The organism is Streptomyces sp. NBC_01498 (genome assembly GCF_036327775.1).
Lineage (GTDB): Bacteria > Actinomycetota > Actinomycetes > Streptomycetales > Streptomycetaceae > Streptomyces.
In genome coordinates this window covers 1,409,740-1,429,769 of sequence record NZ_CP109598.1, presented here as the reverse complement: position 1 = coordinate 1,429,769, position 20,030 = coordinate 1,409,740, and the positions used below count along the sequence as shown (strand labels likewise).

The 20,030-nt window shown below is 71.5% G+C and carries 19 protein-coding genes, 1 pseudogene and 1 riboswitch; of the genes and pseudogenes, 11 read left to right on the top strand and 9 right to left on the bottom strand.

Features of this window, described 5'->3' with window-relative positions; genetic code table 11:
• The first annotated feature begins 91 nt into the window (after positions 1 to 91).
• Complete coding sequence (locus tag OG875_RS05920; protein WP_330173177.1) at positions 92 to 358, top strand: UBP-type zinc finger domain-containing protein; 267 nt, start codon at positions 92 to 94, stop codon at positions 356 to 358.
• Here the strand turns inward: OG875_RS05920 and OG875_RS05915 are convergent.
• Both OG875_RS05915 and OG875_RS05910 read right to left on the bottom strand, forming a co-directional pair.
• Positions 336 to 1,832 (bottom strand): ATP-binding protein, encoded by a 1,497-nt coding sequence (locus OG875_RS05915; protein ID WP_330173176.1) that lies wholly within the window; start codon positions 1,830 to 1,832, stop codon positions 336 to 338. The genes OG875_RS05920 and OG875_RS05915 overlap by 23 nt on opposite strands.
• Complete coding sequence (locus OG875_RS05910) at positions 1,829 to 3,487, bottom strand: FAD-dependent oxidoreductase (protein WP_330173175.1); 1,659 nt, start codon at positions 3,485 to 3,487, stop codon at positions 1,829 to 1,831. The genes OG875_RS05915 and OG875_RS05910 overlap by 4 nt, the downstream gene beginning before the upstream one ends.
• Positions 3,488 to 3,783: 296 nt before the next feature.
• Here OG875_RS05910 and OG875_RS05905 point away from each other — a divergent pair, with 296 nt between their 5' ends.
• Positions 3,784 to 5,733: a right-handed parallel beta-helix repeat-containing protein gene (locus OG875_RS05905; protein WP_330173174.1), complete on the top strand. Its 1,950-nt coding sequence runs from the start codon at positions 3,784 to 3,786 to the stop codon at positions 5,731 to 5,733.
• Positions 5,734 to 6,050: 317 nt separating this feature from the next.
• A riboswitch (cyclic di-AMP (ydaO/yuaA leader) is annotated at positions 6,051 to 6,213 on the top strand.
• Positions 6,214 to 6,217: 4 nt separating this feature from the next.
• Complete coding sequence (locus OG875_RS05900; RefSeq protein WP_330173173.1) at positions 6,218 to 6,991, top strand: LysM peptidoglycan-binding domain-containing protein; 774 nt, start codon at positions 6,218 to 6,220, stop codon at positions 6,989 to 6,991.
• A gap of 208 nt (positions 6,992 to 7,199) precedes the next feature.
• On the opposite strand, the gene OG875_RS05895 is transcribed toward OG875_RS05900, so the two are convergent.
• The 6 genes from OG875_RS05895 to OG875_RS05870 form a co-directional block, all read right to left on the bottom strand.
• Positions 7,200 to 7,526, bottom strand: a complete 327-nt coding sequence (locus OG875_RS05895; protein ID WP_330173172.1) for a hypothetical protein — start codon at positions 7,524 to 7,526, stop codon at positions 7,200 to 7,202.
• A gap of 155 nt (positions 7,527 to 7,681) precedes the next feature.
• Complete coding sequence (locus tag OG875_RS05890; protein ID WP_330173171.1) at positions 7,682 to 8,593, bottom strand: SRPBCC family protein; 912 nt, start codon at positions 8,591 to 8,593, stop codon at positions 7,682 to 7,684.
• On the bottom strand, positions 8,590 to 8,907 hold the full coding sequence (locus tag OG875_RS05885; RefSeq protein WP_330173170.1) for an ArsR/SmtB family transcription factor: 318 nt from the start codon (positions 8,905 to 8,907) through the stop codon (positions 8,590 to 8,592). Before OG875_RS05885 ends, OG875_RS05890 begins: the two co-directional genes overlap by 4 nt.
• Positions 8,908 to 8,944: 37 nt before the next feature.
• Complete coding sequence (locus tag OG875_RS05880; RefSeq protein WP_330173169.1) at positions 8,945 to 9,787, bottom strand: alpha/beta fold hydrolase; 843 nt, start codon at positions 9,785 to 9,787, stop codon at positions 8,945 to 8,947.
• 136 nt (positions 9,788 to 9,923) lie between these two features.
• Positions 9,924 to 10,586, bottom strand: a complete 663-nt coding sequence (locus tag OG875_RS05875; RefSeq protein ID WP_330173168.1) for a response regulator transcription factor — start codon at positions 10,584 to 10,586, stop codon at positions 9,924 to 9,926.
• 87 nt (positions 10,587 to 10,673) lie between these two features.
• Positions 10,674 to 11,888: a sensor histidine kinase gene (locus OG875_RS05870; RefSeq protein ID WP_330173167.1), complete on the bottom strand. Its 1,215-nt coding sequence runs from the start codon at positions 11,886 to 11,888 to the stop codon at positions 10,674 to 10,676.
• A gap of 107 nt (positions 11,889 to 11,995) precedes the next feature.
• Between OG875_RS05870 and OG875_RS05865 the strand changes: the two genes are divergently transcribed.
• A complete protein-coding gene (locus OG875_RS05865; RefSeq protein ID WP_330173166.1) occupies positions 11,996 to 13,000 on the top strand; it encodes an ABC transporter ATP-binding protein in 1,005 nt (334 codons plus the stop codon).
• 2 nt (positions 13,001 to 13,002) lie between these two features.
• A complete protein-coding gene (locus OG875_RS05860) occupies positions 13,003 to 13,737 on the top strand; it encodes an ABC transporter permease (RefSeq protein WP_330173165.1) in 735 nt (244 codons plus the stop codon).
• A gap of 713 nt (positions 13,738 to 14,450) precedes the next feature.
• Here OG875_RS05860 and OG875_RS05855 read toward each other — a convergent pair.
• Positions 14,451 to 15,053 carry a TetR/AcrR family transcriptional regulator gene (locus tag OG875_RS05855; protein WP_330173164.1) on the bottom strand — a complete coding sequence of 201 codons (603 nt, stop codon included), beginning with the start codon at positions 15,051 to 15,053 and terminating at the stop codon, positions 14,451 to 14,453.
• 102 nt (positions 15,054 to 15,155) lie between these two features.
• On the opposite strand from OG875_RS05855, the pseudogene OG875_RS05850 reads away from it, so the two are divergent.
• The 6 genes and pseudogenes from OG875_RS05850 to OG875_RS05825 all read left to right on the top strand — a co-directional run.
• A pseudogene (locus OG875_RS05850) lies at positions 15,156 to 15,308 on the top strand (hypothetical protein); the annotation flags it as partial.
• Positions 15,309 to 15,400: 92 nt separating this feature from the next.
• A complete protein-coding gene (locus OG875_RS05845) occupies positions 15,401 to 15,607 on the top strand; it encodes a hypothetical protein (RefSeq protein WP_330177964.1) in 207 nt (68 codons plus the stop codon).
• Between the two features lie 110 nt (positions 15,608 to 15,717).
• Entirely contained in the window at positions 15,718 to 18,201 is a 2,484-nt protein-coding gene (locus tag OG875_RS05840) for an excinuclease ABC subunit UvrA (RefSeq protein WP_330173163.1), read from the top strand.
• A 123-nt stretch (positions 18,202 to 18,324) separates the two neighbouring features.
• A complete protein-coding gene (locus tag OG875_RS05835) occupies positions 18,325 to 18,726 on the top strand; it encodes a cell division protein SepF (RefSeq protein WP_330173162.1) in 402 nt (133 codons plus the stop codon).
• Between the two features lie 162 nt (positions 18,727 to 18,888).
• Positions 18,889 to 19,242 carry a nucleotide pyrophosphohydrolase gene (locus OG875_RS05830; protein ID WP_330173161.1) on the top strand — a complete coding sequence of 118 codons (354 nt, stop codon included), beginning with the start codon at positions 18,889 to 18,891 and terminating at the stop codon, positions 19,240 to 19,242.
• Positions 19,243 to 19,500: 258 nt separating this feature from the next.
• Positions 19,501 to 19,992 (top strand): DUF6099 family protein, encoded by a 492-nt coding sequence (locus OG875_RS05825; protein ID WP_330173160.1) that lies wholly within the window; start codon positions 19,501 to 19,503, stop codon positions 19,990 to 19,992.
• Positions 19,993 to 20,030: the final 38 nt, after the last annotated feature.

The following is a 20,030-nucleotide window of genomic DNA, read 5'->3' as shown; positions in this document are numbered from 1 at the left end:
AGAAGTTGTGCGGGGATCGACCCGGCCCCGGACCACCCGGCGCCCCCCGCTCCGCCGCGCCACCCCCCGCACCCCGCAGTACGCTCGAACCATGGGTACATGTACGGATCTCGCCGACGCGACCGCTGACGTGGCGCCCCTCTCGCCCACCGACGAATGCTCCGACTGCGTCGCTCTCGACCGCCGGGACTGGGTGCATCTGCGGCTCTGTCTCACCTGCGGTCATGTGGGCTGCTGCGACAGCTCGCCCCTCAAGCACGCGAGTGAGCACTTCGCGCAGACCGGCCACCCGGTCATGCGGTCCCTGGAGCCCGGCGAGAACTGGCGCTGGTGCTTCACCCATCAGTTGCTGGGCTGACCGCCTCCGTACCGCGCGCCTCCGACCCGGCCGCCTCCTGGTCGATCGGCAGGCACACCTGGAACCGGGTGTCCCCCGGCTGCGAGGTGACGCGCAGATCGCCGTGGTGCTTGTTGACGACGATGCGGTACGAGATGTCGAGCCCCAGGCCTGTTCCCTCACCGACCTGCTTGGTGGTGAAGAACGGCTCGAAGATCCGGGGCCGTACGTCCTTCGCGATCCCCACCCCCGTGTCGCCCACCTCCACCACGAGCCGCTCGTCCTCCCGCCAGGTGCGCAGCGTCAGCGTGCCGCCGTCGGGCATCGCGTCCAGGGCGTTGACGATCAGATTCGTCCACACCTGGTTCAGCTCCGCGCCGTACGCGGAGATCGACGGCACGTCCCGGTCGTACTCCCGGACGACCCGCACCTTCTCCGGGATCTTCGCCTGGAGCATGGTCAGCGTGGCGTCGAGCAGCGCGTGCACGTCGACGGTCTGGAGCGGTGTGCGGTCGAGCTGGGAGTACTGCCGGGCCGCGCCCACCAGCTCCGAGATCCGTTCCACGGAGTCGTCGATCTCGCCCATCATCAGCTCGGTGTCGATGGTGTACGTGATCCAGCGCACCGCCGCCTCCAGGTGCTCGGCGCCGACCGACCGCGCCGCCCCGGCCAGCCAGTCGACCCCGACCCCCGCCGCCACCAGCGACGGCGCCAGGTCCCACGCCCCGGAGACCTGGTGCTCGTCCAGCCAGTCGCTGACGGTGTCCTCGGCGTCGGCCGCCTCCATCGCCGTCAGGCTGACGCCCCGGGCCGCCCGCTTCACGGCGTCGTCCTGGAGCCCCACCAGCCGGTGCAGCCCGGCGCCGTCCACCCGGCCGTCGGCGATCATGGCGAGTTTGTGCCGCATTCCGGTGACCCGCTCGCGCAGCCCGGCGGTGGCCCGCAGCGCCGCCGCCGCGGGATTGTTCAGCTCATGGGTGAGACCGGCGGACAGCGACGCCAGCGCCATCAGCCGTTCCCGCTCGCTGACGATCGCGTTGGCCGCCCGCGTACCGAAGAACAGGCCCTCCAGCAGATGCAGCGCCATCGGGAACCAGGTGCGGATCGCGTGCGCGAACTCGTCGGCCGACAGGACGTAGAACTCGGCGTCGCTGACCGCGCGCAGCGTGTGCGGGTACGTCTGTTCGACCCGGTCGCCCAGGTACGAGCGTGTGGCGCCGCTGTAGACGCCCCGCTGGTCGGTCCGGTTGACCTCGACGTCGTCGCCGTGCAGCACCCGGTGGAGCGAGAGGGCGCCGGTGAGCAGGATGAAGAAGCAGGTGGCGGGCGCGCCCTCGCGGTACACCACCTCGCCGGCCGTCCGCCGGTCGATCCGGCCGCGCGCGGCCAGCCAGTCGAGCTGGTCGGGGCTGAGGTCCTCGAACAGGAACAGGGTGCGCAACTCGTCCGGCGTCAGCCGGTCCTCCGCCGGGATCTCCGCGGGGGTGCTGGTCACTGTGCCTCCAGGTATCGGTGCACCAGGGAGACGGCCATCGCGCCCTCGCCGACGGCCGACGCGACGCGTTTGACCGAAGCGGCGCGCACGTCGCCGGCGGCGAAGACGCCCGGAATGTTCGTCTCCAGGTGGTAGGGGTCGCGGGGCAGCCGCCAGTCCGCCGGGCGCTGCCCGCTCGTCAGGAGGTCCGTCCCGGTCATCACGAAGCCGTGCGCGTCACGGGTGACCGCCCCGTCCAGCCAGTCCGTGTGCGGCTCGGCGCCGATGAAGACGAACAGCCAGGACGTCGGGACGCTTCTGCTCTCGCCGCTCCGGCCGTCGCGCAGGGTCAGGCTCTGGAGGTGGCCGTCGCCCTCGGCGCCGGTCACCTCGGTCCAGGGATGGATCTCGATGTGGTCGATGCCGTTGAGCTGGTCGATCAGATAACTCGACATGGACCGGGTGAGGTCGCCCTGGCGGATCAGTACGTGGACCCGGCGGGCGTAGCGGGAGAAGTACACCGCCGCCTGCCCCGCCGAGTTGGCGCCGCCGACGATGTAGACGTCCTCGTCGGAGCAGTTGACCGCCTCGGTGACGGTGGACCCGTAGAAGACGCCGGTGCCGGTGAACTCCTCGACGCCCGCCGCGCCGAGCCGCCGGTAGGACACCCCGGTGGCGAGGACCACGGTGTGGGCGGTGACGGAGCTGGCCTCGCCCAGGCGCAGCACCCGGCCGGAGCCCGCCGCGTCGAGCGCGACGGCGCGCTGGGTGCTGAGGATCTCGGCCCCGAACTTGAGCGCCTGGCGGCGGGCCCGCTCGGTCAGCTGCCGGCCGGACACACCGTCGGGGAAGCCCAGATAGTTCTCGATCCGGCTGCTCTGGCCGGCCTGCCCGCCGGTGGCCTGCTGCTCCACCAGCAGCGTACGGAGCCCTTCGGAGGCCCCGTACACGGCCGCGCCGAGCCCGGCGGGGCCGCCGCCGACGACCACCAGGTCGTAGAAGTCGGCGGCCGGTACGGTGCTGAGCCCGACGTGGTCGGCGAGTTCCCGTTCGGTGGGGCAGACCAGTGTCTTGCCGTCGGAGGTGACGACCATGGGCACGTCCGCCCGGGTGAGCCCGGCGGCGGTGAGCAGCCGGTCGCCCTCCGGTTCGTCGGAGAGCAGCCACCGGAACGGCACGAGGTTGCGGGCGAGGAAGTCGCGTACCGCGAAGGACGGCGCCGACCAGCGGTGGCCGACCACCCGGGTCTCGGTGGCGACCGGGTCGGGGGTGGCCAGCCACAGTTCCAGGAGCGAGTCGATCACCGGGTAGAGGTTCTGCTCCGGGGGGCTCCACGGCTTGAGCAGGTAGTGGTCGAGGTCCACGACGTTGATGGCGTCGATCGCGGCCTCGGTGTCCGCGTACGCGGTGAGCAGCACCCGGCGGGCGAGCGGGAAGAGGTCCATGGCGGCTTCGAGGAACTCCAGGCCGTTCATCCGGGGCATCCGGTAGTCCGCGAGCATGATCGCGAGCTGGTCCCCGCGCAGCTTGATCTCCCGCAGGGCCTCCAGGGCCTCGTCGCCCGACACCGCGCGCACGACGCGGTAGCTCTCCCCGTAGTGGCGGCGGATGTCGCGGGCGACGGCCCGCGACACGGCGGGATCGTCGTCGACGGTGAGGATTGTCGGATTCGCCATAGTTCCATCATCACTCGTGGCGGCGCGGGACGCGGGGTGCGGGCGCCGGTCCGCCCGGTCGCTCTCTGGCGCGGGCTGTTGACAAACCGGTGACATGCTTGAAAACTCTCACTGCCTGATCGCAGGACTCGAACGGCGAAGCTCAATTAATTGCGGTTGCCTTGCAAGATCAGGACGGATCGCAGCGGGCGTTCCATCCTGTTTGTCCGCCCCGATCGATCCGCGCAGTCGCCCGTCCACCCCCACCACGGACCGGCGTCCCTCACTCTGTCGACCCCACCGAAACAGAGGACCCCATGAAGTCGAAGTACCTCCGACGACGCCTCATCGCTGGCATGTCCATGACCGGACTGCTGGTCGTCGGGCTCCTGCCCGCGGCGTCCGCCGCCACCCCCGCCGACGCGCCCGAGGCGTCCGCGCCGTCCGCCGCCACCTCGGCACGCCCGTCCGCCGCGCGCGGAGCCGCCCTCCCGTACACCGAGTACGAGGCCGAAGCCGGCGACTACGACGGCACGTTGCTGGAGGCGGACCCGGAACGCACCTTCGGGCACACCAACTTCGCCAGCGAGTCGTCCGGCCGCGCGTCGGTACGGCTCGACGGCGAGGGCCAGTTCGTGGAGTTCACCTCCACCAACGCCGCGAACTCGATCGTGGTGCGCAACTCGATCCCCGACGCCCCGGGCGGCGGCGGCATCGACGCCACGATCAGCCTCTACGCCGACGGCGTCTTCGTGCAGAAACTGGACCTGTCGTCCAGGCACAGCTGGCTGTACGGCGACACGGACGACCCCGAGTCGCTGACCAACACGCCCCAGGCGGACGCCCGCAGACTGTTCGACGAGGCCAACTCGCTGCTGTCCACGACGTATCCGGCGGGCACCACGTTCAAGCTCCAGCGAGACGCCGACGACACGGCGCCCTTCTACATCGTGGACCTGATCGACCTGGAAGAGGTCGCGCCCCCGGCCGCCAAGCCGGCCGAGTGCGTCTCGATCACCGAGTACGGAGCGGTCCCCGACGACGGCGGCGACGACACCGAGGCACTCCAGGACGCGGTCACCGCCGACCAGAACGGCGACATCCCCTGTGTCTGGATCCCGCCGGGCCAGTGGCGTCAGGAACAGAAGATCCTGACCGACGACCCCGACAACCAGGGGCAGTTCAACCAGATCGGCATCAAGAACGTCTCCGTCCGGGGCGCGGGCATGTGGCACTCCCAGCTCTACACGCTGACCGAGCCGCAGAACGCGGGCGGCATCAACCACCCGCACGAGGGCAACTTCGGCTTCGACATCGACGACAACACCCAGATATCCGACCTCGCCATCTTCGGCTCCGGCCGTATCCGGGGCGGCGGGGGAGCCGAGGGCGGAGTCGGCCTCAACGGGCGCTTCGGCAAGAACACCAAGATATCCAACGTGTGGATCGAACACGCCAACGTGGGTGTCTGGGTCGGCCGCGACTACGCCAACATCCCCGCGCTCTGGGGCCCGGCCGACGGTCTTGAATTCAGCGGAATGCGTATCCGCAACACCTATGCGGACGGGATCAACTTCACCAACGGAACGCGGAATTCGACGGTGGACAACTCGTCCTTCCGCACCACCGGTGACGATTCGCTCGCCGTCTGGGCCAATCAGTACGTGAAGGACCCGGCCGTGGACGTCGCCCACGACAACGTGTTCTCCGACAACACCGTTCAGCTGCCCTGGCGGGCCAACGGAGTCGCGATCTACGGCGGTTACGGAAACACCGTGCGGAACAACCTGATCGCCGACACGGCCAATTACCCGGGCATCATGCTGGCGACCGACCACGATCCGCTGCCGTTCTCCGGCGAGACCCTGCTCACCGGGAACGCCCTGCACCGCACGGGCGGTGCCTTCTGGAACGAGGACCAGGAGTTCGGCGCCATCACCCTCTTCCCGGCGAGCCGGGACATCACCGGGGTGAAGATCAGGGACACCGAGATCCTCGACTCCACCTACGACGGCATCCAGTTCAAGAACGGCGGTGGTGCTGTGCCGGACGTCGAGATCAGCGGCGTGACCATCGCCAAGTCCAACAACGGCGCCGGAATCCTGGCGATGGGCGGCGCCCGCGGCAGCGCGACGCTGACCGGCGTGACGATCACCGACTCGGCCGAGGGAGACGTCCTGATCGAGCCGGGATCCAGCTTCGTGATCACCGGCGGGCCCGCCGCCGGGCGGAACTCCTCCTCATCCACGGCCGGTGGAAAGCGGTAATTTGTCCGCTTTGCGGATAGGGCGTTATGGGTATTCAGCGGATGACTTGTCCCTTTCTGGGTGGGAGGGGTCGCATGGTTGCGCTGAAATGCCGTGATGTCCGTCACAAGCGCGGCCGAGTGTGCGAACGGCCCGGCCGCCCACCGTCCGCGTGGGAAAGGAAAGTTGGGCGATGAACCGCCGGGCGGGAATTCCAATTTCCGCCCGGCGGACGCATGAATGGCATGACGCCGTGAATTCAGGACTTGTTTCGCCCGGATGTTCTCGCTTACGTTCTCGTCATTCCGGGCGGAACGCCGAATCCTGCCGCCGTCCGGAAACCGCATCCACCCACTTCACGTACGGCAGGAGCGGGGGACCCAGGTAAGTCGCCGATCCGGAAAACTCCGGACCGGCTCGGGGTGAAGCCGCGCCACTCGCGCGGCCGGGCAACTCCCGCCCGAACCCGACAGCTCACCTCGCAGGCGACGGAGAGGACTTCGTCATGCCCGCAGAGGGTAAGCACCGCCGCAATTCCCGCACCAGTCCGCTCGCCCGCCGGCTCGTCGCCCTCGGCACGGGCGGCGCCGCTCTCGCACTGCCCCTGATCACCGCCACGACGGCGGGCGCCACGCCCGCGCCGCAGCACATCACGGCGGCCCCGGCGGCGGTCCACGCCGCCTCGCACCGGGTGATCCACGTCGTGGTCAAGGGCGAGTCGCTGTCCAAGATCGCGCGCGACCGTTCGGTGAGCGGCGGCTGGAAGGCCCTGTACAAGACCAACCGGCCCGCCATCGGCGACAACCCGTCGCTGATCCACCCCGGCCTCAAGCTGAAGCTCTCGGGCAAGCCCGTATCCGCCCCCAAGGCCCCCAAGGCCCCGAGCGGCACGTCCTCCGCGACCGGGAACACCCCGGCGGCCACCACCGACGCCATCGAGACGGTCGCCAAGAGCTACACCAACGACCTCGACGGCTGGATCCGGGAAGCGCTGGACGTCATGGCGCAGCACGGCATACCCGGCTCGTACGACGGCATCCACCGCAACATCATCCGCGAGTCCTCCGGCAACCCCCGGGCCATCAACAACTGGGACTCCAACGCCGCCGCCGGCACCCCGTCGAAGGGCCTGCTCCAGGTCATCGACCCGACGTTCCAGGCGTACCACGTGTCCGGCACGTCGACCGACCCGTACGACCCGGTCGCCAACATCACCGCCGCGTGCAACTACGCGGCCGACCGCTACGGCTCGATCGACAACGTCAACGGCCCGTACTGACCGGCGCCCCCACACCGGCTCCCACCGGCGCCCTCGTGAGCGGCGTCCTCGTGAGCGGTGCCCCCTGACCGGCGCCGCTCGACCGACGGCACTGCCGGGCCCCCCGTGCCCGGCAGTGCCGTTCGCCGTACCCCGCCGCCCGGTTGACGCGTCGTCGGATCACCGGCCGGTCGCGCACACGGGCCGTCCACGCCCGCACTCCACCCGCCTACGCGGTGACCTGCCGCGCCCCACTCCGCTCCGTACGGCGCGCGGCGGCGGCCTCGTCCACCAGGGCACGCAGATCCCCGGCGGCCTCGGGGTGGTCCCGCAGCAGCGCGGCGAGCCGACGCGACCAGGGGCGTACGAGATCGTCGCGCACGCCCTCCATGTCGTCACCCGCCCCCTGGACCAGCTCGGCGTCGGCGCGCAACTGCGCGTCCATGACGGCCGCGCGCTGTACGTCCCGCCGCCGGAACACGTCCACGACCCGCTCCCGCGTCCCCTCCCAGGCGGGGGTGGCCATCGCGGCCACGACGGTCCCGGCCCCCGTCATGGCCGGGACGCTCATCGGATCGGACACGGACATCCCCCGTCTCTCGGTGCGTAGATCCGCATCACATTAGTGACCGAGGGAGATTTTTCCCGGTGACCATCACTCGATGGAGTGATGAACAGCCGTGACGGCTCCGCTGCCAGGTGCCTTGGTCGTTACGGCGCCCCGGCCAGTTCCGCCGCCAGTTCCGCCACCCGCGCCCGCCACGCCGCCAGCGCTTCCGCCGCGTCGAAACCGTCGCGCGGCCCGGTCTGGGTGAGGACCAGCCGGGGCCCGTGCCCGGTCCCGGCGCCCAGCTCCCAGCGGACCTCGCCCCCGGCACACCAGGCGTACGCGAGGAGTTCCGACGTCCTGACCTCCGTGACCGGCCCCGCCGGGACCGTGCCCACGGTGAAGCCCGGGGGCACCGGCCCGCCCGCCGACGGCTCGGCGCCACCGGTCAGCCGGTCCCACACCGCCCCGGCGGGCCGTACGAGCTGACGCTCCAGCCGGAGGCGCGTACCGCCCTCCGCCGTCTCCTCCACCCCTCCCCGCGTCAACTCGCCGAACCGCGCCAGATACGCCTCGTGCAGCGCGCCGCTCGTGTCCCGCGCGGCATCGACGGGCCCGCCGGCCAGCACCTGGGCCAGCGCGGTGACACACACCTGCCAGCCGGACGCGAAGCTCGCCGCGCCGAACCGGTCGCCGAAGGTGTGGACGAGCGTGAGCACCGAGCCGTTCGCCCCGTCCGGCGCGATCTCCCAGCGCAGATGGTCCTCGCCCCAGGTGAAGGCGAAGAGACGCGGTTCGTCGGCGTCGGTGACCCGCCCCGTCATCGCCGGACCGGGGCCGGGGTCGCCGGGGAAGTGGAAGCCGATCTCGCCGCCCGGCCGCAGTTCCACACTCACCTCCGACGGGAACCACCGCGCCAGCTGCGCGGGCCGGGTGATCGCGTCCCACACCCGCTGCGGCGGATGCGCCAGCCGGCGCTCCATGCGCAGCGCGGTCCGCCCGTCGTCCGCGTCGGACAGGGCGGCGGGGAATCCTTCGTCGTCGGGGCCGCTCGGGCTCCCGGGGTCCGTGGTCATGGGGAGTCGCTCTCCGTCGTGTCGAGATGCCGTTCGAGCGCGTCGAGACGGCCGGTCCACAGATGCCGGTAGTGCGCGAGCCAGGCGTCGAGTTCCGCCAGTGGTTCCGGCGCCAGCTCGTACCAGCGGCGCTGCGCGTCCTGCCGGACCCGCACCAGCCCGGCGTCCCTCAGCACCCGCAGATGCCGGGAGGTGCCGGGCTGGCTGAGTCCGAGCCGGTCGGTCAGCTCGCCGACCAGATGCGGACGTTCCAGGAGCAGATCCAGGATCTTGCGCCTGCTCGGCTCCGCGAGCACGTCAAAGGGGAGGGGCATGCCTCGAATATACCCCCAGGGTTATATAACTGCAAGATTATGAAAGGGGTGCGTCCTGTCCGGCCAGCCAGTCCAGCGCCGCCGGGCACGCGTCGAGGACCGAGACATGCCCGTCCTCGGGGCGTACCCACAGCTCGGCCCGGGGCAGACCGGCGCGCATCCACTCGGCGTGCGCGGGCGGCACGACCCGGTCGTCGCCGCCCTGTACCAGCAGTACGGGCGCCGACACCTCCGCCAGATCGAACCCCCACACGGTGGCGAACGCGACGTCGTCGTCGATCAGCCCGCCCGGCCCCTCCTGACCCGCCTTCATCGCGTCGGCGCCCAGCGACTTCCAGGTGCCCGCCAGTGCGGCGAAGTCGGCGGCGGTGAAGCTGGCGGGGTCGAACTCGTCGGCCTCCGCGTACAGTTCACGCGCCTCCCGCCCGTCGGCTGCGGCCCGCAGACCACCCGGCGCCACCATGCCCGCGTACCAGTCGAACTCCGTGGTGTACGGGGCGATGCCCGCCAGACACACCACCCCCGTCACCCGGTCCGGCAGCGCCGCGGCGCACGCCAGCGCGTGCGGACCCCCACCGGAAGCCCCCATCACCCCGAACGCCCCGACCCCGAGCGCGTCGGCGATCCGCGCCACGTCCTCGCCCGCCGCCGCCACGTTCCGCCCCGGCAGCGGACTCGACCCGCCGTAACCGGGCCGCCCGTACGTCACCAGCCGGACACCCCGCTCCTCGGCGGCGGTCAGCAGCGGCTCCAACGGCGCCCCGGTCTGCGGCGACCCGTGATGCCAGACCACGACCGGCCCGTCACCCGCCCCGCCCTCGGTGTCGTACGTCCGCAGGATGCGCCCGTCGTTCAGCTTCACGTCCTGTTCGATGACCACGCCCTCAGCGTACGGCCGCCCCGGTGGTCCGGCTCAGCGGATCCCGTCGCCCGGACCCCCGGTGCCGCCCCCGGTCACCACCCGATCCGCCGCCGCGCCCTCAGCCGGGTCTGCCGCCGGGTCCTCGGACGGGCACTCAGCCGGGCCGGACGAAGCCCGACTCGTACGCCGCGATGACCGCCTGCGTCCGGTCCCGCGCGCCGAGTTTCGCCAGGACGGAACTCACATGCGACTTGACGGTCTCCGTCCCCACCACCAGCCGGGCCGCGATCTCCGCGTTCGACAGGCCCCGCGCCATCAGCCGCAGCACGTCCGCCTCCCGCTCCGTCAGCGCGGCACGCTCCATGACGGTCCGCGCCTCGGCACTGCCGGGACCCCTCCCGTACGAAGCCGCCAACTCCCGCACCGCCGCCGGGAACAGCAGCGAATCACCCTCGGCCACCAGCCGCACCGCGTGCACGATCTCCGCCGGCCGGGCCCGCTTCAGCAGGAAACCCCCGGCGCCCGCGCGCAGCGCCCCGTACACGTACTCGTCGTTCTCGAAGGTCGTCACCACCACGATCCTCGGCGGGTCCGGGACCGTCCGCAGCACCGCCCGGGTCGCCTCGATGCCGTCCATCAGCGGCATACGCACATCCATGAGGACGACATCGGGGGCCAGTTCCCGTACCAGAGGAATCACCGCCGCCCCGTCGGCGGCCTCACCCACCACGGTGATGTCCGGCTGCGCCTCCAGCACCGCGCGCAGGCCGACCCGTACGAGCGGCTCGTCGTCGACCAGGAGAACGGTGAGCGCCATACCGTCAGCGTAGGCGTACCGATCACGGCCGTGAACAGCGCGCGATCAACGCGCGCCCGGGGCCCGGCCGGGACGACGGTCCCCCGGTCACCGCAGCGGCAGATCGACGCGCAGCAGCCACTGCCCGCCGTCCCGCCCCGCCCGTGCCTCGCCGCCGAGCAGCGCGGCCCGCTCACGGATACCGCGCAGCCCGCGACCACCGCCCGTGCCCGCCACCGGGGCCGTGCCGGGCAGCGGATTGCGTATCTCCAGGCGCAGCCACGCCTTCTCCACGGCGATACGCATCCCGACCGGCACGGGACCCGCGTGCCGCAGCACATTGGTGAGCCCCTCCTGGAGCATCCGGTACGCCTCACGGGAGACCGCCGCCGGGACCAGCTCCACCGGCCCCGTCACCTCCGCGTCCACCCGCGCCCCCGAGGAGCGCGCGGAATCCAGCAGCCGGCCCGCGTCACCGAGAGTCGGCCGGGCGGCGGCCGGCCGCCCCGACTCGCGCAGCACCAGCAGCACCCTGTCCAGATCCTCCAGCGCGGCCCGCCCCGTCTCCTCGATGGCCTCCAGCGCCCGGTCGGTGAACTGCGGGTCGCCCGCCGTCCGGGCGGCACCCGCCTGCACCACCGCCAGAGTCAGCGCGTGGCCCAGGCTGTCGTGCAACTCCCGCGCGATGTGGTCGCGTTCCAGCAACCGCTCGGCGCGCTTCTCCAGTTCGGACAGGCGCTCCCTGACCGACGGCCCCAGGAGCCGGCGGGCCGCCCGCGCCATGAGCGCTCCCGTCCCGGCGGTCACCACGATCAGCACCAGCACGGGCACCGGTGCCAGCAGGCCGTAACCCCATCCCGTGGCCGGGACGCGCAGGAACGGATCGGCGACATCGGGATCCCCGGCGGCGGCCCCGGCCAACGACAGCGCGAGCGTCCACAGCTCACGGGTCAACAGGGCGATGACCAGCCCTGTTTCGAGACGCAGGACCAGCCAGACACCGGTTCTGGCCCGGTCGCTCCACGAGGCGGAGGAGACGGTGGACACACCCGGGTCCTCCCCGGTCCGCCCGCGCGCGTAAGGACCGGGGAACAGCATCAGCCGCGCCTGAAGCCCTTCCGAACGGCGGACCGACGGCACCAGGGCGGCGATCAGGGCCAGCGGCACCGGAAGGACCGCGATCAGCAGCCAGTCCGCCGGCGACGGATCGATCAGCCCCGGATAGACCAACGCGCAGGCGAACGGCACGATCGCCCCCACCAGCAGATGCAGCCAGCGCGTGTAGGTCACCGCGTACGTCAGCGACAGCAGAAGGCCCGGCATGCCGTCATCGTGGCAGAGCGCCGGCGCCGACGGCTCCCCCGTGCGGGGGAGCGGCCATCCACCGGCGGGGGATCCCCGCCCGCCCCGTCCCGGCCACGCTGGGACACATGACCAGCATCGAGCTCACCCGGCTCACCAAGGAGTACGGAGCCACCCGCGCCGTGGACCGGCTGACGTGCCGCATCGGACCCGGCCGGGTCACCGGATTCCTCGGCCCCAACGGCGCCGGCAAGTCCACCACCATGCGCCTCGTCCTCGGCCTCGACCGCCCCACCTCCGGCACCGCCACCGTCGGAGGCCGCCCCTACACCACACTTCGCGAACCCCTGCGCACGGTCGGCGCCCTGCTCGACGCACAGGCCGCCCACGGTTCCCGCACCGCCCGCGACCATCTGCGCTTCCTCGCCGTCAGCAACGGCCTGTCGGCCCACCGGGTGGACGACGTCCTCCAGGAAGCCGGTCTCACCGCCGTGGCCCGGCGCCGCATCGGTACCTTCTCGCTCGGCATGCGCCAGCGGCTCGGCATCGCCGCCGCGCTGCTCGGCGATCCGCCCGTCCTCATGCTGGACGAGCCCACCAACGGCCTCGACCCGGAAGGCATCGTCTGGATCCGCGGGCTGCTGCGCCGGCTCGCCGGCGAAGGCCGTACGGTCCTGGTCTCCAGCCACCTGATGAACGAGACGGCGGCGCTGACCGACCACGTCGTCGTCCTCGGCCGGGGCCGGCTCCTCGCCGACACCCCCACACAGGACTTCATCGAACAGCACAGCCAGGCACGCGTCCGCGTCCGCAGCGGTGACCCCATCCGGCTGCGGGCGACCCTCCTGGCCCGGGGCCACACGGTGACCGAGGACGAGGGCGGCCGATGGGTCGTCGAGGACGCCACCGCCGAACAGATCGGCTCCGTCGCCGCCCGGGAGGGCATCCCCGTCCTCGAACTCACCGACGAACGCGGCTCGTTGGAGGCGGCCTACTTCGCACTCACCACGGCCGAGACGGAGTTCGCCGCCGACCCCGACCCCGACGCCGCCGACACCACCGCAGACGCCGACCCCGCCGCCGAATCCGCCGCCGGGAGCCGCCCGTCCCCGACCGGACCGCAGGAGGTCTGACCATGCCCGTCACCGCGCTGCTCCACTCCGAGTGGATCAAAATCCGGTCGGTCCGCGCGAGTTACGGCTCGCTCCTGGCCGTCTTCGTCAGCACCCTGGCCATCACCCTCCTCGTTTTCGCCACCGTCGGCCGGGCGGAGGCGGACAACGGCGGGGATACCGTCTTCAACGCCTTCTACGTGATCAACTTCGCGCAGATCGCGGCGATCTCGTTCGGCGCCACCGCCGTCTCCTCCGAATACACGGGCGGCGCCCTGCGCGTCTCCCTGTCGGCCGTGCCGCACCGGAGCCGGTTCTACGCGTCCAAGATCGCCGTCATGGCCGTCGCCGCACTCGCCGCCGGCCTGGCCGCGGGGTTCACGACCTTCCTGGTGGGCCAGGCGTTCCTGGGGGAGTACGCCATCGGCCTCGGCGAACCGGGCGCGCTGCGGGCCTGCTTCGGCGCCGGGATCTATCTGACCGCGATGGCCCTGTTCGCCGCAGGGCTCACGTTCCTGCTGCGCAGCGCCGTCGCGGTGATCAGCCTGCTCGTCCCGTTCATCCTGATCGTGTCCTTCGTGGTCGGAGACATCGCCGGGGGCGCCGCCGCCTACCTTCCGGACCGGGCCGGACAGCAAGTCCTGTACCAGGACCCGCCGGAAGGCCCCGGCCCCTGGGCAGGGCTCGCCGTGACGCTGCTGTGGGCGGCGGTCTCGCTCCTGGCCGGCTGGTGGGCCGTGCGCCGGCGCGACGCGTGACACCCGCCCCGGCGCTCCCGCCCCGGCGCTCCCGCGCCGGGCCGGAAACCGCGCCGACACGGGCGGGACGGCGGTGGCTCGAGCACGCTCGCGCCACCGCTCCGCCGCTGTGGCGTGTGCACAACTGGTGCGCCATTACCGGTAGTTACTCCGCCGGTCCCGAGGATGAATCGGTACGGCGGGGCGATGCACCGGCCGTAGTCCCTGGTGAAAAGCCCGATCCGGCCCGGAAGCCCGGCCCATGGCATCCACTCGGGCCCAAGAGGCCATTACCGTGCGTGTGTTCCTCCAGCGGCTGTCCACGACCCGGCGCGGCGCGCGGCTCGCGCGGACGCCGACCGCGCGGCAACTCGATTCGTGGGGTGTTCCGTACGGCTCCGAGGCGTCCGACGCCGCCTGCCCCGTCGTCGCGGAGCCGGCCGCCAACACGGTGCCGCACGGCCGGGTCCGGGGGCGGGACTTCGCGCTGCGGCTCGCGTACGACGAGGGCTCCGTACGGATCGAGGTGTCCGACACGCACTCCGCACTGCCCGCGCGGACGCCGGACGGGGCCGGGGCCGACGGCGAGCGCGGGCGGGGCCCGCTGCTCGTGGAGGCGGTCGCGCCGCGGTGGGGCGTCAGCGGGCGGTCGGGGCCCGGCACGCCGGTGTGGCCGTATGTGCGGTGCGGGCGTATGTCGCGACCGCGCCTCGGGGCGACGGCCGTGCCGGCGGTCAGGCCCGGTAGCGCAGGCCGTCCAGCAGGAGATCGAGCAGGCGGCCCGCCTGCTCGCGCATGTTCGGCTCGCCCGTCACGAGGGCCACGCCGCTGATGCTGATGAGGACGTCGTCGGCGTCGACATCCTTACGGAGGACTCCGTCGGCCGCCCCGGCGTCGAGCAGCAGCCTGATCGCCGAGCCGAGCAGGTCGCGGCTCTGCGCGTACGGGTTCCGGCCGGAGGCGATGACCGCGCGGAGCGCGTCGGCCATGCCGTGCTTGGCGATCATGAAGTCTATGTAGCGGTCCATCCACGCGCGCGCCGCCTCGACCGGGGGCAGGTCGGCGAGGAGCGCGGGGGCGGCTTCGCAGACGGCCGCCAGTTCGTTGCGGTAGACCGCTTCGACCAGGGCCTCGCGGGTCGGGAAGTGCCGGTACAGCGTGCCGATGCCCACCCCCGCGTCCTTGGCGATCGCGTCGAGGGTCGCCCCGCCACTGCCCCCGCCGCCGTTCCCGCTGCCCCCGCCGCCCTCCGAGAGCAGCCGCCTCGCCGACGCGAGGACCAGGTCGCGGTTGCGCCGCGCGTCGGCGCGCAGGGGCCGTTCGCCGCTCTCTGTCACGCGGTTCTCCGCCCCTCGTCGCTCGGCGATCGGGTATGTGTTCCGGCCAGAACGTAGCCCACGGCCGGGGCCGCTTGCTAAACGGAGGGTCCTCCGATTAGCGTGGGTGACGAGCGGAGGTTCCTCCGTTTAAGTGTACGGCGGTGCCTCCCGGCCCCGCCCTGCCCCGGCCCCGCGGCCTACGGCCAGTCCAAGACCGCCAACATCCTCTTCGCCGTCGAGGCCACCAAGCGCTGGGCCGCCGACGGGATCACCGTCAACGCCCTGATGCCGGGCGGAATCCGTACCAATCTCCAGCGGCACCAGAACGAGAACCCCGAGTTCCTGAAGATGACCGAGGGCGCGAGGTGGAAGACCCCGAGGCGGGCGCCGCCACCTCCGTCTTCGTCGCCGTCTCACCCCTGCTGGAGGGCGTCGGCGGCCGGTACTTCGAGGACGTCGCGGAAGCCGGTCCGTATGTCCCGCCGGCCGTGGAGGGTGTCGCCGACTACGCGCTCGACCCGGAGGCGGCGGCCCGGCTGTGGGTGGTGTCGGAGGAGATGCTGGCGAGCTGAGGAGGGCCCGCCGCCCGCTCCGCACACCGGGCAGGATCGGAGAAGCGCCCGTCACCCGGCCGCACTAGCGTGAGGTGCATGGAGGAGCGCACCTCACGGACGGAGAGACGATGAGCGGCAGCACGAGGACGGGCGGCACACGGGCCCCGGCGGGGACCGCCCCATCGGGGCCCGCCGGGAGCCACGGGGTGATCCGGGTGCACGGCGCGCGGGTGAACAACCTCAAGGACGTCAGCGTCGAGATCCCGAAACGGCAGCTGACGGTGTTCACCGGAGTTTCCGGATCCGGCAAGAGCTCCCTGGTCTTCGGCACCGTCGCCGCCGAGTCGCAGCGGCTGATCAACGAGACGTACAGCACCTTCGTCCAGGGCTTCATGCCCACCCTGACACGGCCCGAGGTCGACGTACTCGAAGGACTGACCACCGCGATCATCGTGGATCAGCAGCGGATGGGCTCCGACCCCCGCTCCACCGTCGGCACCGCCACCGACGCCAACGCGATGCTGCGCATCCTCTTCAGCCGGCTCGGCACCCCGCACATCGGCTCACCCGCCGCCTTCGCGTTCAACGTCGCCTCCGTCCGGGCGAGCGGCGCGATCACGGTGGAACGCGGAGCCCGCAGAACCGTGAAGGCGACCTTCAGCCGTACGGGCGGCATGTGCCCCCGCTGCGAGGGCCGGGGCACGGTCTCCGACATCGACCTGACCCAGCTCTACGACGACACCAAGTCGCTCGCCGAGGGCGCGTTCACCATCCCGGGATGGAAGTCCGACAGCTTCTTCACGGTTCGCGTCTACGCCGAGTCGGGACTGCTCGACCCGCACAAACCGATCCGGAAGTTCACGAAGAAGGAGATGCGGGACTTCCTTCACCGGGAGCCCACCAAGGTCAAGGTCGAAGGGGTGAACCTCACGTTCGAGGGACTGATCCCCAAGATCCAGAAGTCGTTCCTCTCCAAGGACCGGGAGGCGATGCAGCCCCACATCCGGGAGTTCGTGGACCGGGCGGTCACCTTCACCACCTGCCCCGAGTGCGACGGCACCCGGCTCAGCGAGGCAGCCAGATCCTCGAAGATCAGAGGCATCGGCATCGCCGACGCCTGCGCGATGCAGATCAGCGACCTCGCCGAATGGGTGCGCGAACTGGACGAGCCGTCGGTCGCCCCGCTGCTGGAGGCGCTGGGCGGGACACTCGACTCGTTCGTGGAGATCGGGCTCGGCTATCTCGGACTCGACCGGGCGTCGGGCACGCTGTCCGGCGGCGAGGCGCAGCGCGTCAAGATGATCCGGCATCTCGGCTCCTCGCTCACCGACGTCACGTACGTCTTCGACGAGCCGACGATCGGACTGCACCCGCACGACATCAGCCGGATGAACGACCTGCTGCTGCGGCTGCGCGACAAGGGCAACACGGTCCTCGTCGTGGAGCACAAGCCCGAGACGATCGCCATCGCCGACCACGTGGTGGACCTCGGGCCGGGCGCCGGTACGGAGGGCGGCACCGTCTGCTTCGAGGGTTCCGTCGACGGGCTGCGGAAGGGCGGCACGGTCACCGGCCGGCACTTCGACGACCGGGCCGTACTCAAGGAGACCGTGCGGACACCCACCGGCACCCTGGAGATCCGGGGGGCGGCGACGCACAACCTGCGGGACGTGGACGTGGACATCCCGCTCGGTGTGCTCACCGTCGTCACCGGGGTCGCGGGCTCCGGGAAGAGCTCGCTGGTGCACGGGTCGCTGGTGCGGGGTTCGTCCGTGCGGGGGTCGGCGGCGGGCGGTACGGCGGGGGCTGGCGGTGCTGGTGGCGCGGCGGGTGCGGGTGGTGCGGGGGTGGTGTGGGTCGGGCAGGAGCCGATCCGCGGGTCGCGGCGCAGCAACCCCGCCACGTACACGGGTCTGCTGGAGCCGATCCGCAAGGCGTTCGCCAAGGCCAACGGGGTGAAGCCGGCGCTGTTCAGCGCCAACTCCGAAGGCGCGTGCCCCAACTGCAACGGCGCGGGCGTCGTCTACACCGATCTCGGCATCATGGCCGGGGTCACCACGGTGTGCGAGGAGTGCGAGGGGAAACGCTTCCTGGCGTCGGTGCTGGACCACCACCTCGGCGGCCGTGACATCAGTGAGGTGCTGGCCATGTCGGTCGCCGAGGCCGAGGAGTTCTTCGGCGGCGGCGAGGCGCACACCCCGGCCGCGCACCGGGTCCTGGAGCGGCTGGCCGACGTCGGGCTCGGCTATCTCACCATCGGGCAGCCGCTGACCACACTGTCCGGCGGTGAACGGCAGCGGCTCAAGCTGGCCACGCACATGGGCGAGAAGGGCGGCGTCTACGTCCTGGACGAGCCGACGGCGGGGCTCCACCTCGCCGATGTCGAGCAACTGCTCGGTCTGCTCGACCGGCTCGTGGACTCCGGCAAGTCGGTCGTCGTGGTCGAGCACCACCAGGCGGTGATGGCGCACGCGGACTGGATCATCGACCTCGGTCCGGGCGCCGGTCACGACGGCGGGCGGATCGTCTTCGAGGGGACCCCGGCCGCTCTGGTCGCCGACCGCTCCACCCTGACCGGCGAGCACCTGTCGGCGTACGTGGGCGCCGCTTGAGCGGTCGCGTGCCGGACGTCTCCCGGACTCACCCGTGTCCGACCCGTGTCGCTATTGGGCCGAACGGGTGAGGGGCGGGAGGATGGCCCGTATGACGACACAGCGCGCGGGCGGGGCGATCCGGTGAGCCGGTACGGCGGTTACGACAGATACGACGCCACCGACGAGCAGTGGGAGGGCCTGGCTCAGGTCGTCCCCCTGCGGGGGCGCAACGAGTGGCCCTCACGCGTCGACCACCGGGCGGTCCGGGAGGACTACGCGCCCGAGCAGCGGCGTTTCGTGGTTCTGCGGGTACAGGTCTTCGCCGACGCGCGTGATGTCGCCGAGCGTCTGATCGCGCAGATCCCGGTGCTCCTCGATCTGACGCAGGCCGACACCGACGTGGCCAAGCGCATCCTGGACTTCAGCAGCGGGGTCGTCTTCGGCCTCGGCTGCGGCATGCACCGGGTGGACCGCAACGTCTTCCTGCTCGCCCCGGCCGGCACGGAGGTCGAGGGGATCACGGCGGTCGTCCAGCAGCCCTGACGGGCCGGCCGCGTTGACGGCGTTGACGGCCTTGACGGGTCGGCGGCCTTGCGGGTCGGGGCGGTCCGGCCCTGCGGCGGCCCGACGGGTGCGGCGGCCCGACGGGTACGGCGGACAGGACGGGTGCGGCGGGGTTCCGGCCTTGCTGGTACACCTGGGTCCGTGACGGAACTTGATGTGGCGGGACTGCAACGCAGACTGGTGGAGTTCGCGGCGGCCCGCGAGTGGGAGCCGTACCACACACCGAAGAACCTGGCCGCGGCGCTGAGCGTCGAGGCGTCCGAACTGCTCGAAATCTTTCAGTGGTTGACGCCCGAGCAGGCGGCCCGGGTGATGGAGGACCCCGCCTCGGCGCACCGGGTGCGGGACGAGGTCGCGGACGTACTGGCCTATCTGCTCCAGTTCTGCGACGTGTTGGGGGTCGACGCGCTGTCCGCGCTGTCCGAGAAGATCGACCGCAACGAACACCGTTTCCCACCGAGCGCCACCGGCCGCTCGACGTCCACCTCCGACTGATTCGTCACTCTGCGGAGTGGGCGAGTTATCCACAACCGGCTTCCTGTCCACAGATTTCCGAATTCCTCTGGTCTTTCTGTTGCTCGTACCTCACTCTGGGTAATGAAGTAAGTGGGTGGGGTGTTCGACCGGCAGGAACTGACGGGCGGGGATTGTTCGACGGATGCGGACGGACCGACCGTCCGGATCTTCGGATCGTTCGGATCGATCGAGTCGGCCGGATCGGCCGGGTCGGGCAGACGGAGACGGGGACGACGGATGGACGCGGAGAGGCTCATCGGGGCCGGCCGGGTTGCCCTGGCCCGGAGCGGTGCGGCGCTGGACATCGTGGCGGAGGCATGGCAGGCACAGGCCCTCGCCCAGGCGATCGGAGACCAACTGGCCCTGCACGGACCGCAGGAGCTGAAGACGGAGGCAAGGGATCTCGCCGAGACGGGTGCGCGGGGCGTCGTGTCACCCGACCACCCCTCGCTGCGCACGGGAGGGATACGGGCGGCGCGGCTCTCGACGGTCATGGACCCGTACGGCGCCCTGACCGGGCTCGGCGCGCTCCTCGGCGAGGTCGGGATCGCCCTGGTCTCGGTGGCCTGCGGGACGGACGAGGAGGGGTTGTACTGGCAGTGCATCGAGGCGATCGACGCGGCCGACGAGTCGAACGACCGGGTGCTCGGCATGCTGCGAAGACTTGACCAAGAGGAAGGGACACGCGAGCGCGAGCGGGTCCGGGCGGCCGAGATGAACGGGGGCTGAGATGAACGGGGAGTGAGAGACAGGAACGGGGGTGCGAC

Excerpts from the sequence above, each read along its gene's own strand:
- OG875_RS05920 (WP_330173177.1), top strand. The coding sequence starts at position 92 with ATGGGTACATGTACGGATCTCGCCGACGCGACCGCTGACGTGGCGCCC.
- OG875_RS05910 (WP_330173175.1), bottom strand. The coding sequence starts at position 3,487 with ATGGCGAATCCGACAATCCTCACCGTCGACGACGATCCCGCCGTGTCG.
- OG875_RS05905 (WP_330173174.1), top strand. The coding sequence starts at position 3,784 with ATGAAGTCGAAGTACCTCCGACGACGCCTCATCGCTGGCATGTCCATG.
- OG875_RS05900 (WP_330173173.1), top strand. The coding sequence starts at position 6,218 with ATGCCCGCAGAGGGTAAGCACCGCCGCAATTCCCGCACCAGTCCGCTC.
- OG875_RS05895 (WP_330173172.1), bottom strand. The coding sequence starts at position 7,526 with ATGACGGGGGCCGGGACCGTCGTGGCCGCGATGGCCACCCCCGCCTGG.
- OG875_RS05890 (WP_330173171.1), bottom strand. The coding sequence starts at position 8,593 with ATGACCACGGACCCCGGGAGCCCGAGCGGCCCCGACGACGAAGGATTC.
- OG875_RS05885 (WP_330173170.1), bottom strand. The coding sequence starts at position 8,907 with ATGCCCCTCCCCTTTGACGTGCTCGCGGAGCCGAGCAGGCGCAAGATC.
- OG875_RS05875 (WP_330173168.1), bottom strand. The coding sequence starts at position 10,586 with ATGGCGCTCACCGTTCTCCTGGTCGACGACGAGCCGCTCGTACGGGTC.
- OG875_RS05870 (WP_330173167.1), bottom strand. The coding sequence starts at position 11,888 with ATGCCGGGCCTTCTGCTGTCGCTGACGTACGCGGTGACCTACACGCGC.
- OG875_RS05865 (WP_330173166.1), top strand. The coding sequence starts at position 11,996 with ATGACCAGCATCGAGCTCACCCGGCTCACCAAGGAGTACGGAGCCACC.
- OG875_RS05860 (WP_330173165.1), top strand. The coding sequence starts at position 13,003 with ATGCCCGTCACCGCGCTGCTCCACTCCGAGTGGATCAAAATCCGGTCG.
- OG875_RS05840 (WP_330173163.1), top strand. The coding sequence starts at position 15,718 with ATGAGCGGCAGCACGAGGACGGGCGGCACACGGGCCCCGGCGGGGACC.
- OG875_RS05825 (WP_330173160.1), top strand. The coding sequence starts at position 19,501 with ATGGACGCGGAGAGGCTCATCGGGGCCGGCCGGGTTGCCCTGGCCCGG.